Below are 14,480 nucleotides of genomic sequence, written 5' to 3' on the forward strand. Positions count from 1 at the left end.
ACCCTCAGCCGTCGCGCAGCGGCCGGCCCTTCCAGTGCCACCGCGCAACCGGATCGGCCGGGCCGCTGGTGGCGCCCCTCGAGGGGAGGCGACGGAGGCGCTTCGGGGTGACTCTTATTTCTCGAACAGATCGCTGATCGCTTCGCGGTACATGGCCAGCCCCATGGACATCGTGCTGTGGTGCGATCCGCCGTCCACCAGCACGAAGCGCTTGGGATCGGGCGCCGCGTCGTACAGGCGGCGCGCCAGGCTGGACTGGATCAGGCTGTCGCGGCTGCCGTGCACCACCAGCAGCGGCGAGCCCACCTGCGGCACCTTGCGCACCGACTCGAAGCGCTGCGTGATCAGCGGCCCCAGCGGCAGCCAGCCCCAGCGGAAGGTGCTGGCCACGTCGGCGATGGAGGTGAAGGTGCCTTCGACGATGGTGCCGCGCTCGTCGGCCACCTGCGAGGCCAGGTCGATGGCGATGGCACCGCCCAGGGAGTGCCCGAACACGTAGCGCGGTCGGTCGGCGTACTTGCGGCCCAGCCAATCCCAGGCCGCGCGCGCGTCCTCGTAGGCCATGTTCTCGGACGGCAGGGCGTGGGTGCTCTTGCCGAAGCCGCGGTAGTCGATCGCCAGCACCGAGAAGCCCAGCTCCTGCATGCGGCGGATGCGGCCGGCGGAACCAGCCACGTTCCAGCGCGCGCCGTGCAGGTACAGCATCACCGGCTGCCCGGGGCGCGGTTCGCTGGCCTGGGCCCAGAGCCCGTGCAGCTGCACGCTCTGGCCGGTGACGCGCGAGTCGAAGTTGATCCAGACGTCTTCCATGCCCTCGGCCAGGGCGGCGCTGCCGCCCCAGGCCCGGTCACTGGGCTGGAAGATCCAGGCGCGCTGTTTCTCGTCGAGCGTGGCGCAGCCGAAGTTGAGCAGGGCCGCGAGGACCGGCGCGGCGAACAGCAGGGAGCGCTTCATGACCATGAGGCTGACTCAGGCGCGCCGGGCAAAGTTCAACGTCCGCGCAGGAACAGGGCATCCAGCTCGCGCAGGCTGAGCTGCCGCCAGGTGGGCCGGCCGTGGTTGCACTGGTCGGAGCGCTCGGTCACTTCCATGCGGCGCAGCAGCGCGTTCATCTCTTCCAGGCCCAGCCGCCGGTTGGCGCGCACCGCGCCGTGGCAGGCCATCGTGGCCAGCAGCTCGTCGCGGGCGCGCTGCACCACGTGGCTGGCGTCGTGCTGCGCCAGTTCGGCCAGCACGCTGCGGGCCAGCTCCACGGCGTCGGCCTGGGCCAGGTGGGTGGGCACGGCGCGAACGGCCAGCGTGCGCGCTGAGAAGGGCGTGATCTCCAGGCCCAGGCTGCGCAGCGCTTCGCCCGCGCCCTCGGCGGTGGCCAGCTCCTGCGGCGTGGCGGGGAAGGTGGCCGGAATCAGGAGGGGCTGACTGGCCAGCCCGCCGGTGCCGAATTGCGACTTGAGCTGTTCGTAGACGATGCGCTCATGGGCCGCGTGCATGTCCACCACCACCAGGCCCTGCGCGTTTTCGGCCAGGATGTAGATGCCCTGCAGCTGGGCGAGGGCCCGGCCGAGCGGCCACTCGCCGTCGGGCAGCGGCGCGGCTGGGGTGGAAGGCTGCGCGTCGGCGGCGCTGGCGGGTGCCTCGGCAGCCCGTCCTTGCGGCTGCCACAGCAGCCCGAGCTCGGCCACGCGATGGCCGGCTTCCTCGCGCGCGGCGAACGCCATGGACGGCTGCGACCAGCGGGGCATGGCGGCTGGCGGCTCCGGCGGGCGCGCGGCGGTGGCGTCGCTCATCGCCGAGGGGTTCAGGCCGGCGCGGGGCGCGGCGAGCGCCTGCTCCACGGCGTGGCGCACGGCCTGGTGGACCGCGCGGCTGTCGCGGAAGCGCACTTCGATCTTGGTGGGGTGGACGTTGACGTCGACCAGCGTGGGGTCGATGTCCAGCGCCAGCACGTAGACGGGCTGGCGCTGTCCATGCAGCACGTCCTCGTAGGCGCTTCGCACCGCGTGCCCGAGCACCTTGTCGCGCACATGGCGGCCATTGACCCAGGCCCACTGCTGGTCGGCCCGTGCGCGCGCCGCATCGGGCAGGCCGACGCGGCCGCTGATGCGCAGCGGACCGCCTTCCCACGCCACCGGCAGGCTGGCCGCCATGAAGTCACGGCCCAGGACATCGGACAGGCGCTGCGCCGCGTCCGCCGCGGGGCGCCACTGCTCGACCAGCTTGCCGTCGTGCCAGATGGCGAACCCCACCTCGGGACGAGCCAGCGCATGCCGCCGCACCGCCTCGACGCAGTGGGCCAGCTCGGTGCCGTCGCTCTTGAGGAACTTGCGGCGCGCGGGGGTGCGGAAGAACAGCTCCTTCACCTCGACGGTGGTGCCCACCGTGCGGGCCGCCGGCCGCAACTCGCCCGTGCCGCCGTCGAGCAGGAAGGCGTGCGGCTGGCCGTCGGCGCGCGACAGCACGGTGGTCTCGGACACGGAGGCGATCGCGGCCAGCGCCTCGCCGCGGAAACCCATGGTCGCCACGCTTTCCAGCTCGGCCAGGGAAGCGATCTTGCTGGTGGCGTGGCGACGAAGCGCCAAGGGCAGTTGCCCGGGATCGATGCCGCAGCCGTCGTCTTCCACGCAGACCAGTCGGACGCCACCGCCAGCCAGCCGCACGGTGACCTGTCGGGCGCCTGCATCCAGGGCGTTGTCGACCAGCTCGCGAACCACCGAGGCGGGCCGCTCGACCACCTCGCCGGCGGCGATCTGGCTCACCAGTTCATCCGGAAGTTCGCGTATGGGGCGGCGCGGGGCTGGGGCGAGGACGGCGTTCACGCGGGCATTCTAGGAGCGGGCCCCGGGCCCGTAGCCCGTTCGGGCCAGAGCCCGGCAGCAAGCCGGCCAACTGTGGACATAATCCCTCGCCCATGGAATACGTCGCCCTCCTCATCGACTTCATCCTGCACGTGGACGTGCACCTCGAAGCCTTCGTACGCGATCACGGCGCCTGGGTGTATGCCCTGCTCTTCGTCATCGTGTTCGTGGAAACGGGCGTGGTGGTGATGCCCTTCCTGCCCGGCGACTCGCTGCTCTTCGTGGTGGGCGCGCTGTGCGGCCTGGGCTTCATGAGCTATTGGGTGGCGGTGGCGGTGCTGCTGGGGGCGGCCATCCTGGGCGACCAGTGCAACTACCACATCGGGCGCTTCTTCGGGCCCAAGGTGTTCCAGTGGGAGCACTCGCGCTACTTCAACCGCAAGGCCTTCCTGCAGGCCCACGAGTTCTACGAAAAGTACGGCGGCATCACCATCATCCTGGCCCGCTTCATGCCGTTCCTGCGCACCTTCGCCCCCTTCGTCGCCGGCGTGGCCGCCATGACGCGCATCAAGTTCACGATGTTCAACGTGGCTGGCGCGTTGATCTGGGTCTTCGGCATCGTCACGGCTGGTTACTTCCTGGGCAGCATCCCCTTCGTGCAGGCTCACCTGGACAAGATCATCTGGGCCTTGATCCTGGTCCCAGGCACCCTCGTCCTGGCCGGCGCGTGGCAAGCCCGGCGCAAAGCCGCAGCCGCCGTTCAATAGCGAGCGAGCAAAAGACGGTTCGGAGCTCGCGCCAGGGCCTGGTTGAAACCCGAGCCCGCGAGGCCAAAGCCGGGCGAAGCAGCGGTAGACCCCTCCAGCGGCCAGCGCAAAGCGGAAGCCCTCTCCAGCGGCTACCGCGGAACCGGCTTTGCCGGAGCGGCCGACAGGCCGCTTCGGGGGGTCAACGGTTCGGATTGGTGGCCTGGTTGCCCAGGTAGCCGCCGGCGGCGGCGCCACCCAGGGTGCCGAGCGTGCTGCCGCCGGTCAGGGCGCCACCGGCAAGCGCACCGGCTGCCACACCGCCGGCCGTGCCGGCGAGCTGGCGCTCCGAGGGGCTCATGTTGGCGCAGCCTGCCAGGCCCATGAGGGAAGCCGCGGCGAGGGCGGCGATCAACTTGCTTTTCATTCGATTCTCCTGGAGGGGTGGTGTCGGACTCAGCGGCGATACGGGTCGGTGGCCCGGTTGCCCAGGTAGCCGCCTGCCGCCGCGCCACCCAGCGTGCCCAGCGGGCCGCCGATGACGGCGTCGCCGATCAGGGCACCGCCGGCTGCGCCGCCGATCGTCCCGGCGGTCTGGCGTTCGGAGGGGGTCATGTTGGCGCATCCCGAGAGGCCCATCATGGACGCGGCCGCCAATACTGCAACGAGCTTGAGGTTCATACCGTTCACCTTTGATTTGTGCGACCGCTGAAGGCGCGGCCAACCTGCCGGACCACTCTAGGAAGCGGGCAGGCGCGTCCGTGTCAGACAAGCCAGCGCGACCCTGTCGCCGGCCGACAATGGGCTGTGCCAGCCCCCGGCTACATGCTGCGGCTGCGCGCGAGCGGGGGGTTGGCCGTGAAGTAGCCGGTGATGCCGCGCATCAATGCGTCGGCGAGCTGGTCCTGGTAGGCGTCGCTGCGCAGGCGCTCTTCTTCCTCGGGGTTGCTGATGAATGCGGTTTCGACCAGCACGCTGGGGATGTCGGGAGCCTTGAGCACCGCGAAGCCGGCCTGCTCCACGCGCGGCTTGTGCAGCCGCCCGACCCGGCCGATGTGGCCCAGCATCGCCTCGCCCAGCCGCAGGCTGTCGCGGATTTGCGCGGTGGTGCTCATGTCCAGCAGCACGCGCGCCATGTGGTGGTCGTGCTCGCGCACGTTCACGCCGCCGATCAGGTCGGCCTGGTTTTCCTTGGTGGCGAGCCAGCGCGCCGCGGTGCTGGAAGCGCCCGTGTGGCTCAGGGCGTAGACGCTGGCCCCGCGGGCGCGCGGCGTGGTGAAGGCGTCGGCATGAATGCTCACGAACAGGTCCGCCTGCACCCGCCGGGCCTTCTGCACCCGCACGCCCAGCGGCACGAAGAAATCGGCGTCGCGGGTGAGAAAGGCCCGCATCGCGTGGCCGTTCACGGAACTGGCGTTGATGCGCGCCTGCAGCCGCCGCGCGATCTGCAGCACCACGTCTTTCTCGCGCGTGCCGTTGGGGCCGATCGCGCCCGGATCTTCTCCGCCGTGGCCCGGGTCGAGCGCGATGATGATCAGCCGGTCGGTGCGGGCGGGGCCGGCCGCGGGTGCGGGCGCCATCGGCGCCGGGGCCGAGGCGCTTCGCGGCGGATCGTTGCGCAGCGTGCGCTGGGCGATCAGGTCACCCAGGGGGTCCGGCGCCGGGCCGGTATCACGCAGCCGCTCGGCGATCAGCGCCTCGAGGGGGTCGACCGGTTGCTCGGGGAACAGGTCCAGCACCAGCCGATGGCTGTACGCCGCCACCGGCGGCAGGTGGAAGACCTGCGGCCGGACCGCCTGCTTGAGGTCGATCACCAGGCGCACCGTGCCCGGTGCGTACTGCCCGACCCGGATGCCGGCGATGAAGGGATCGTCGGCGCGCACCTTGCCCACCAGCTCGCGCAGCGCGGGGTCGAGTTCGAGCCCCTCGATGTCCACCGCCAGCCGCGGCGGGCTGGCCACGTGCGTCTGCGAGGACCGCAGCTGGGCGTCCGACTCGATGGTCACGCGCGAGTAGTCGTGCGCCGGCCAGATGCGCACCGCGACGATGGCCGCGCCGCTGGCGATGTGCTGGCGCCCCAGCAGCAGCGCGAGCACGCCGCCGCGCACCAGGGAACGTCGGCGCGGGCTCATGCGAGCAGCTCCTGGCCGCGCGGCGTGAGGGGCGTGGCCGTGACGCGCCGGCTGTCGTCGTCCAGCGTGTCGATCCGCAGGACCAGGTCGGGCTTCGGCAGGGCCGCGCCGGCCTTCTCGGGCCACTCGGCGATCTTCAGTCCCGGGCCGGCGAACAGGTCGCGAAAGCCGGCTTCTTCCCACTCGCGCGGATCAGCCAGGCGATAGAAGTCGAAGTGCCAGATGGCGAGCGGCCCGACCTGGTAGGGCTCGACCACCGCATAGGTGGGGCTCTTGATGCGCCCGCCCACGCCCAGGGTGCGCAGCAGGTGGCGCACGAAGGTGGTCTTGCCGGCGCCGAGTTCGCCCCGCAGTTCGATGAAGGCATCAGCCAGAGCCGGACGGGCGGCCAGTCGGCGCGCGAAGGCCAGGGTCTGCTCCTCGTCGGCCCAGTGCAGCACGAGGGGCGTTCCTACAATCGGCGGGTGACTTTCGCTCGCGCTCAGCTCGATCCTCCTTCGCTGGTGAGCCGCATCCGGCAGTGGGCACATGAGCTCGGATTCTCGCAAATCGGTGTCGCCGGAATCGACTTGTCGGCGGCCGAGCCCGGGCTTTTGCACTGGCTGTCGCAAGGCTTCCACGGTGAGATGGGCTATATGGCCGCGCATGGGCTTGCGCGGGCTCGGCCGCAGGAGCTGGTGCCGGGCACGGTGAGCGTGCTCACGGCCCGCATGGACTACCTGCCTTCGGCCACGCCCGAGGGCTGGCAGGCCATCGAGTGGCAACGCCTGGAGCGGCCGGGCGAAGGCGTGGTGTCGCTCTACGCACGGGGCCGCGATTACCACAAGGTGGTCCGCTCACGACTGGCGCGGCTGGCCGAGCGCATCGCCGCCGAGGTGGGTCCCATCGGCCACCGGGCCTTCACCGACTCGGCCCCGGTGCTCGAGGCCGAACTCGCCACCCGCAGCGGCATCGGCTGGCGTGGCAAGCACACCCTGGTGCTCGACCGCAACGCCGGCTCGATGTTTTTCCTCGGTGAGGTCTACCTCGACCTGGCGCTGCCGCCCACCGAGCCGGTGAGTGCGCATTGCGGCCAGTGCGATGCCTGCATCGGCGCATGCCCCACCGGCGCCATCGTCGCGCCAGGCCGGCTCGATGCGCGGCGCTGCATCTCGTACCTCACCATCGAACATCCCGGCTCGATTCCCGAAGCCCTGCGCCCGGCCATCGGCAACCGCATCTACGGCTGCGACGACTGCCAGCTGGCCTGCCCCTGGAACAAATTCGCGCAGCGCAGTCCGCTGCCCGACTTCGAGGCGCGCGAGCACCTGGTGAACCAGCCCCTGGCCGCTTACCTGTCGTGGAGCGAGGCCGAGTTTCTTCGGCGCACCGAAGGCAGTCCCATCCGCCGCATCGGCCATGCGAGATGGCTGCGCAACGTGGCGGTGGCGGCCGGAAATGCGCTGCGGCAACAAGAGGATGCAAGCCTGCGTGAAGCGCTGGGGCGCCTGTCTGCCCACCCCGAATCGATGGTGCGCGAGCACGTGGAATGGGCGCTGGAAGGAGCGGTCCCTAGCCCCTGGGGAGCGACAGCGCGAACGGCAGGCTCGCCATTCCCAGGAGCGTCGACAGCGTGACCAAAGCCGCCACGTAGCCACCGTTGTAGCCCATGCGCACCGCCAGCACGTAGGCGTTGGTGGCGGTGGGCAGGGCCGAGAAGGTCAGCAGCATGGTGGCCTGCGCGGGGTCCAGCCGCAGCAGGCGTGCGAGCAGCCAGGCCACCAGCGGCAGCAGCAGGTGCTTGATGGACAGCACCGACACGGCCAGCGCCTTGCCGGTGGCGAGCGATCCGAACTGCAGCCCGGCGCCGGCGGCCATCAGGCCCAGGGCGATCGAGGTCGAGCCCACGCGGCTCACAGTGGGCTCGAGCCACCCGGGCATCTGCAGCCCGAGCAGGTTGGCCGCGAGGCCGGTGCCGGTGCCGATGATCAGTGGGTTGCGAATGAGGGCCGAGCCCAGGTGGACGCCCGACGCCCGGGCCATCGGGAACACCGCCGCCACGTTGAACATGGGCACGCAGAACCCGATCAGGACCGCGATCAGTTGCAGGCCCTGGGGGCCGGCCATCCGCTCGGCGACGGCCAGCGCGATGAAGGAGTTGAAGCGGAAAGCCACCTGCGCCGCCGCCGCGTGGTCGCGCCGGTCCAGGTGGCGGCCCAGCCCGGGCACCCGGGGCAGCAGGTAGGCCATGCCGATGGCGGCGAGCCCGAGCAGCACGCCCGCCGCGATCAGGTGCAAGGCCGTGTCGAAGTCCAGCGGGCTGCGCAGGACCGACTGGAACAACAGGACCGGAAAGAGAAAGTAGTAGACCAGCACCTCCACCTGTGCCCACACGGTGCGATCGAGGAAGGTGTAGCGGCAGATCACCCATCCCAGGAGGAGGAGCGCGAAGTCGGGGACGAGCAACTGGGCATAGGTCACGGCTCGAGCATAGCCGCGCCATCTTGGGGTTAGCCCCGGTCTCCCGGGCTGCCGGAGGGCCGCGTGGCGCCATTACCATCGAGCGATTCACCTCAACGACTTCACGTATTAGGAGACGTCCTCGATGAAACGCCGTCAATGGTTCGCTTTTTCCGCCGCTGGCGCCCTGCTGTTGTCCGCTGGCGCGGCGCTGGCCCAGAGCTATCCCAGCCGGCCCGTCAAGCTGCAGGTGCCCTTCGCCCCCGGTGGCACGACCGACATCATCGCCCGCGTGATCTCCGAGCCGCTGGGCAAGTCGCTGGGACAGTCGGTCATCGTCGAGAACAAGGCGGGTGGCGGCGGCATCGTCGGCGCCTCCGAGACCGCGCGGGCCACGCCCGACGGTTACTCGCTGGGCGTCGCGACCGTGTCCACCACGGCAACCAACCCGGCGATCAACCCCAAGACCCCCTACAACCCGCTCACCGACTTCACGCCGATCATCAACATCGCGGCCACGCCCAACGTCATCGCGGTGCATCCGAGCTTTCCCGCGCGCGACTACCAGGGCTTCGTGAACGAGCTGCGGCGCAACCCGGGCAAGTACTCCTATGCCTCTTCGGGCACCGGCGGCATCGGCCACATGCTGATGGAGCTGTACAAGAGCATGTCCAAGACCTTTGTCACGCACATCCCCTACCGGGGCGCGGGCCCGGCCTTGAACGACACGGTGGCGGGGCAGGTGCCCATCATCTTCGACAACCTGCCCTCGGCACTGCCCTTCATCAAGGAAAACCGCCTGATCCCCATCGTGGTGGCCGCGCCGCAGCGGCTGGCCTCGCTGCCCAACGTGCCGACCTTCAAGGAGGTGGGCCTGGAGCCGGTGAACCGCATGGCCTACTACGGCATCCTCGGCCCCAAGGGGCTGCCCAAGGAGGTGGTCGACAAGGTGCATGCCGGTACCGTGGCGGCGCTCAAGGACCCGGCCGTGCGCAGGCGCATCGAGGACACCGGCTCCGTGATCGTCGGCAACTCGCCGGCTGAATTCGCGCAGCAGATCAAGGCCGAATTCGACGTCTACAAGAAGGTCGTGGACACCGCGGGCCTGAAGCTGGATTGAGCGAGCCCGATCCGTCGATCGACCTGTTCGTCGATGCCCTCTGGCTGGAGGAGGGCCTGGCGAAGAACACCCTGGCGGCATACCGGCGTGACCTGACCCTGTATGACCGCTGGCTGCGCGCACAACAGGGCCGCGGCCTGGCCGACACGCGCGAGGCCGACCTGCACGCCTACTTCGCCGCCCGCCATGCGCAGACGCGCGCCACCTCCGCCAACCGCCGCCTGGCCGTGCTGCGCCGTTACTTCCGCTGGGCCTTGCGGGAGCGGCGGCTGCAGGTCGACCCCACGTTGCGGCTGCTGACCGCGAAGCGGCCGTTGCGGGTGCCGCGCACCCTGACCCAGGCACAGGTCGAGGCCCTGCTGGCCGCACCCGACGTCGACACGCCGCTGGGCCTGCGGGACCGCGCCATGCTGGAGCTGATGTACGCCAGCGGCCTGCGGGTCAGCGAATTGGTGACGCTGCGGGTCGTCCACGTCGGGCTCAACGAGCATGTGCTGCGCGTCTTCGGCAAGGGCGGCAAGGAGCGGTTGGTGCCCTTCGGCGAAGTGGCGCACGACTGGCTGGTGCGCTATTTGAAGGACGCGCGCGCCGAGATCCTGGCCGGCCAGCAGACCGAAGACCTCTTCGTCACCGCGCGCGGCGCGGGCATGACCCGCGCCATGTTCTGGGTGATCGTGAAGAAGCATGCCCGGGCGGCGGGCATCACCGCACCGCTGTCGCCGCACACGCTGCGCCACGCCTTCGCCACCCACCTGCTCAATCACGGGGCCGACCTGCGGGCGGTGCAGATGCTGCTCGGGCATGCGGACATCTCCACCACCACCATCTACACCCACGTGGCGCGCGAGCGGCTGAAGCAGTTGCACGCCAAGCACCACCCGCGCGGGTGATCAAGACCGGGTTGGCTGCAGGTCGGGGCGGAGCGCTTCGCGCTCGTCGAAGACGAAGCAGGTGCCCTGGTAGTGCGCCCCGCCCGCTTCCTCGAAGTAGCGCAGGATGCCGCCCTCGAGCTGCCACACATGCTCGAGTCCGGCTTCCTGCAGGTAGATGGCCGCCTTCTCGCAGCGGATGCCGCCGGTGCAGAAGCTCACCACCGTCTTGCCTTCGAGCGTGGCGCGATGTGCCTGCACGGCTGCGGGGAAATCGCTGAATCGCTGCAGGCGCCAGTCGATGGCGCCGTGGAAGCTGCCGTGGTCCACCTCGAACGCGTTGCGCGTGTCCAGCGTCACCACCGGGCGGCCGTCGTCGTCATGCCCCTGGTCCAGCCAGCGGCGCAGGGTGCCGGCTTCCACCGCCGGAGCCCGGCCGGCTTGCGGACGGATGGCCGGATGGTTCATGCGGATGATCTCGCGCTTGACCTTGACCTTCAGGCGGCGGAAGGGTTGTGCGGGCGACCAGCTTTCCTTGATCGGCAAGCCCGCCAGGCGATCGTCGCCCTGCAAGTCGGCCAGGAACGCTCGAAGGGCGGCGGGCTCGCCGGCCAGGAACAGGTTGATGCCCTCGGACGCGATCAGGATGGTGCCCTTGAGCCCCGCGGCGCAGGCGGCATCGAACAGGCGTTGCCGCAGCGCCTCGCCATCGGCGAGGGCCACGAACTTGTACGCGGAGACGTTGAGGAAGGCGGACACGGGGCGGCGATTGTACGAACCGTGCGCAGCGGCCTTCCTACAATCGCCGGATGTTCGTCCACCTGCGCCTGCATTCCGAGTTTTCCGTGGTCGACGGCACCTGCCGCATCGACGACACCGTCAAATCCGCAGCCGCCGATCACCAGCCCGCGCTGGCCATCACCGACCTGAACAACCTGTTCGGCGGCATCAAGTTCTACAAGGCCGCGCGCGGGGCCGGCGTCAAGCCGATCCTGGGCGCCGAGATCTGGCTGCAGGGCCTGGGCAAGGACGATGCCCAGCTCTCGCGCATCGTGCTGCTGGTGCAGCAGCGCCAGGGCTATCTCAATCTGTGCGAGCTGCTGGCCCGCGCCTGGACCCTGAACGTGGTCAAGGCCCAGGGCGTGTGCCGCCTGGAATGGCTGCGCGAACTCGGCGACGGCCTGATCGTGCTGTCGGGGGCGCAGGCCGGCCCGGTGGGGCAGGCGCTGCTGGCCAATGACGCGCAACGAGCCAGCGACGCCGCGCTCGCGCTGGCGAGCATCTTCCCGCACCGCTTCTACGTGGAGTTGCAGCGCGCCGGCCGCGCCGACGACGAGCCGCACGTGGCGGCGGCGGTGCAACTGGCGGCGCAGCTCAAGCTGCCGGTGGTCGCCACGCACCCGGTGCAGTTCCTCACCGAGGACGACTACGAGGCGCACGAGGCGCGGGTGTGCATCGCCGAAGGCGAGATCCTGGGCAACCAGCGGCGCGTGCGTCGCTTCACGCGCGAGCAGTACTTCAAGACCGCCGACCAGATGGAGCAGCTGTTCGCCGACGTGCCTTCGGCCGTGGCCAACACGGTGGAGATCGCCAAGCGCTGCAACCTCACGCTCGAGCTGGGCAAGCCGCGCCTGCCGAACTTCCCCACGCCCAACGGCATGCCGATCGAGGAGTATTTCCGCTTCGCCTCGCACGAGGGCCTGAAGGAGCGGATGCTGCAGCTCTATCCCGACGAGGCCGGGCGCCAGCGCGAGATGCCGCGCTACGTGGAGCGGCTGGAGTTCGAGATCGGCACCATCCTCAAGATGGGGTTCCCGGGCTACTTCCTGATCGTGGGCGACTTCATCAACTGGGCCAAGAACAACGGCTGCCCGGTGGGCCCGGGCCGGGGCTCGGGCGCGGGCTCCCTGGTGGCCTACGCGCTGAAGATCACCGACCTCGATCCCCTGCGCTACAACCTGCTGTTCGAGCGGTTCCTGAACCCCGAGCGGGTGTCCATGCCCGACTTCGACATCGACTTCTGCCAGGGCAACCGCGACCGGGTCATCGAGTACGTCAAGGACAAGTACGGCCGCGAGGCGGTGAGCCAGATCGCCACCTTCGGCACCATGGCCGCGCGCGCCGCCATCCGCGATGTGGGCCGCGTGCTGGACATGAGCTACACCTTTTGCGACGGCATCAGCAAGCTGATCCCGAACAAACCGGGCCAGCACATCACCATCGCCGGCGCGATCGAGCAGGAGCCGATCCTGGCCGAGCGCCTGGAGCGCGAGGACGAGGTCAAGACGCTGATCGGCCTGGCGCAAAAGCTCGAGGGCCTGACCCGCAACGTCGGCATGCACGCGGGCGGTGTGCTGATCGCCCCGGGCAAGCTCACCGACTTCACGCCGCTGTACCAGCAGCCGGGGTCCGAATCGGCGGTGAGCCAGTACGACAAGGACGACGTGGAGGCCGCGGGGCTGGTGAAGTTCGACTTCCTGGGGCTGGCCACGCTCACCATCCTGGAGATCGCGCGCGAGTTCATCCGCCAGCGGCACAAGAGCCAGCAGGACTTCGCCTACGAGAACCTGCCGCTCGACGACGCGGCGACCTACAAGCTGTTCGCCGACGGCAAGACCGAGGCGGTGTTCCAGTTCGAAAGCCGCGGCATGCAGGGCATGCTGCGCGACGCCCGGCCGACCCGGCTGGAAGACCTGATCGCGCTGAACGCGCTGTACCGGCCGGGTCCCATGGACCTGATCCCCAGCTTCGTCGCGCGCAAGCACGGGCGCGAGACGGTGGAATACCCGCACCCGCTGGTGGCCGAGATGCTCTCCGAGACCTACGGGATCATGGTCTACCAGGAGCAGGTGATGCAGACGGCGCAGATCCTGGGCGGCTACACGCTGGGTGGCGCCGACCTGCTGCGCCGCGCCATGGGCAAGAAGAAGGCCGAGGAGATGGCGCAGCACCGCGAGATCTTCCGCGCCGGCGCCGCCAAGAACGGCATCCCGCAGGACAAGGCCGACGAGATCTTCGACCTGATGGAGAAGTTCGCCGGCTACGGCTTCAACAAGTCGCACGCGGCCGCTTACTCGCTGCTGGCCTACCACACGGGCTGGCTCAAGGTGCATTACACGGCGGAGTTCTTCTGCGCCAACATGACCGTGGAAATGGACGACACCGACAAGCTCAAGGTGTTGTTCGAGGACGCGGTCAAGAACTTCGGCCTGTCGTTCGAGCCGCCCGATGTGAACCGCGGCAACTACCGGTTCGAGCCCGTCTCGGACAAGGTGATCCGCTACGGCCTGGGCGCGGTCAAGGGCACCGGCCAGCAGGCCATCGAGGCCATCGTGCGGGCGCGCGAGGAGGGCGGCGCCTTCCAGAGCCTGTACGACTTCTGCGTGCGCATCGACCGTTCGCGGGTGAACAAGCGCACCGTGGAAGCGCTGATCAAGGCGGGCGCCTTCGACGCCCTGCAACTCAATCGCGCCTCGCTGGTCGCGTCCATCGACCGCGCCTTCGAGTTCGCCGCCACCACCGAGGCCAATGCCAACCAGGGCGGCCTGTTCGACATGGACGACGCCCACGGCGCCAGCACCCAGGAACCCGACCTGGTCGAGGCCACGCCCTGGGGCGTGAAGGAGCGGCTGACCTACGAGAAGACGGCGGTCGGTTTCTACCTCTCGGGGCACCTGTTCGACGAGGTGGCCTCCGAGGTGCGCCGTTTCGCCCGGCGCGCCATCGACGAGCTGATCGACTCGCGCGAGCCGCAGCTGCTGGCCGGCATCGTGAGCGACCTGCGCGTGATCAACGGCCAACGCGGCAAGTTGGCCCTTTTCAAGCTCGACGACAAGTCGGGCGTGATCGAGGCCACGGCCGACGAGGCGGTGCTCAATGCCAATCGCCACCTGCTCAAGGACGACGAGCTGGTGATCGTGATGGCGCGCCAGCAACCCGACCGCTTCAGCGGCGGCTTTCGCCTGAGCGTCAACCAGGTCTGGGACCTGGCCACCGCGCGCTGCCGCTTCGGCAAGTACCTGCGGGTCGCTGTCAACGGCCATGCGCCCGACGTGAGCCGCATGGTTCGCGAGTTCCCGCCGCAGCGCGAGCAGAGCGAGCAGGGCGAGCTGGTGCGCGGCCTGCCGGTGCGCCTGGCGCTGCGGCGCGACAAGGCGGTGGCTGAACTGCAGCTGGGGGAGGAGGCCCGCTTCTTCCCCAGCGACGCGGCCCTGGCCAGCTGGATGGCACAGGCCGACGCGGGGCAGGCGCAGGTGGTTTATGAGGTTCAGGTCTAGGGCTGAGGGGCTGGAGCTAGGGGAGACACGCGCCCCGGCTTTGTGTGGGTGCCTTGGGGGAAACCCTCGGTCGCCGGTCGGGGCTCAGTTCGTCTGCCTATA

Annotated in this window: 13 protein-coding genes; 5 read left to right on the top strand and 8 right to left on the bottom strand. The window is 69.7% G+C overall.

The genetic code is table 11. The features are described from left to right. Positions 1-114: 114 nt before the first annotated feature. The gene (locus JI739_RS08875) at positions 115-954 is read right to left on the bottom strand and encodes an alpha/beta hydrolase (protein WP_201683529.1); all 840 of its coding nucleotides are present in this window, start codon (positions 952-954) and stop codon (positions 115-117) included. A gap of 35 nt (positions 955-989) precedes the next feature. Beyond that, on the bottom strand, positions 990-2,816 hold the full coding sequence (gene mutL / locus JI739_RS08880) for a DNA mismatch repair endonuclease MutL (protein ID WP_201683530.1): 1,827 nt from the start codon (positions 2,814-2,816) through the stop codon (positions 990-992). 92 nt (positions 2,817-2,908) lie between these two features. Between mutL and JI739_RS08885 the strand changes: the two genes are divergently transcribed. Beyond that, positions 2,909-3,562, top strand: a complete 654-nt coding sequence (locus JI739_RS08885; protein WP_201683531.1) for a DedA family protein — start codon at positions 2,909-2,911, stop codon at positions 3,560-3,562. 181 nt (positions 3,563-3,743) lie between these two features. Here the strand turns inward: JI739_RS08885 and JI739_RS08890 are convergent, their stop codons facing one another. The 4 genes from JI739_RS08890 to tsaE all read right to left on the bottom strand — a co-directional run bounded on the left by JI739_RS08890 (position 3,744) and on the right by tsaE (position 6,203). Beyond that, positions 3,744-3,968 carry a YMGG-like glycine zipper-containing protein gene (locus JI739_RS08890; RefSeq protein ID WP_201683532.1) on the bottom strand — a complete coding sequence of 75 codons (225 nt, stop codon included), beginning with the start codon at positions 3,966-3,968 and terminating at the stop codon, positions 3,744-3,746. Between the two features lie 29 nt (positions 3,969-3,997). Continuing rightward, entirely contained in the window at positions 3,998-4,222 is a 225-nt protein-coding gene (locus JI739_RS08895) for a YMGG-like glycine zipper-containing protein (RefSeq protein WP_201683533.1), read from the bottom strand. A gap of 140 nt (positions 4,223-4,362) precedes the next feature. Further along, positions 4,363-5,673, bottom strand: a complete 1,311-nt coding sequence (locus JI739_RS08900) for an N-acetylmuramoyl-L-alanine amidase (protein WP_201683534.1) — start codon at positions 5,671-5,673, stop codon at positions 4,363-4,365. After that, on the bottom strand, positions 5,670-6,203 hold the full coding sequence (tsaE, locus tag JI739_RS08905) for a tRNA (adenosine(37)-N6)-threonylcarbamoyltransferase complex ATPase subunit type 1 TsaE (RefSeq protein WP_201683535.1): 534 nt from the start codon (positions 6,201-6,203) through the stop codon (positions 5,670-5,672). The genes JI739_RS08900 and tsaE overlap by 4 nt, the downstream gene beginning before the upstream one ends. On the opposite strand from tsaE, the gene queG reads away from it, so the two are divergent. After that, positions 6,186-7,289 (top strand): tRNA epoxyqueuosine(34) reductase QueG, encoded by a 1,104-nt coding sequence (gene queG, locus JI739_RS08910; RefSeq protein WP_201683741.1) that lies wholly within the window; start codon positions 6,186-6,188, stop codon positions 7,287-7,289. The genes tsaE and queG overlap by 18 nt on opposite strands. Here the strand turns inward: queG and JI739_RS08915 are convergent. Continuing rightward, entirely contained in the window at positions 7,225-8,133 is a 909-nt protein-coding gene (locus JI739_RS08915; RefSeq protein WP_201683536.1) for an AEC family transporter, read from the bottom strand. The two genes, queG and JI739_RS08915, sit on opposite strands and share 65 nt — an antisense overlap. A 124-nt stretch (positions 8,134-8,257) precedes the next feature. On the opposite strand from JI739_RS08915, the gene JI739_RS08920 reads away from it, so the two are divergent. Together JI739_RS08920 and xerD are read left to right on the top strand one after the other, a co-directional pair. Continuing rightward, positions 8,258-9,232, top strand: a complete 975-nt coding sequence (locus JI739_RS08920; protein WP_201683537.1) for a tripartite tricarboxylate transporter substrate binding protein BugE — start codon at positions 8,258-8,260, stop codon at positions 9,230-9,232. Further along, complete coding sequence (gene xerD / locus JI739_RS08925; protein WP_201683538.1) at positions 9,229-10,122, top strand: site-specific tyrosine recombinase XerD; 894 nt, start codon at positions 9,229-9,231, stop codon at positions 10,120-10,122. The genes JI739_RS08920 and xerD overlap by 4 nt, the downstream gene beginning before the upstream one ends. On the opposite strand, the gene JI739_RS08930 is transcribed toward xerD, so the two are convergent. Further along, positions 10,123-10,860 carry a sulfurtransferase gene (locus JI739_RS08930; RefSeq protein WP_201683539.1) on the bottom strand — a complete coding sequence of 246 codons (738 nt, stop codon included), beginning with the start codon at positions 10,858-10,860 and terminating at the stop codon, positions 10,123-10,125. Between the two features lie 50 nt (positions 10,861-10,910). On the opposite strand from JI739_RS08930, the gene dnaE reads away from it, so the two are divergent. Beyond that, the gene (dnaE, locus tag JI739_RS08935) at positions 10,911-14,378 is read left to right on the top strand and encodes a DNA polymerase III subunit alpha (RefSeq protein WP_201683540.1); all 3,468 of its coding nucleotides are present in this window, start codon (positions 10,911-10,913) and stop codon (positions 14,376-14,378) included. Positions 14,379-14,480: the final 102 nt, after the last annotated feature.

Origin of the sequence: Ramlibacter aurantiacus, assembly GCF_016722895.1 — a bacterium.
GTDB lineage: Bacteria > Pseudomonadota > Gammaproteobacteria > Burkholderiales > Burkholderiaceae_C > Ramlibacter > Ramlibacter aurantiacus.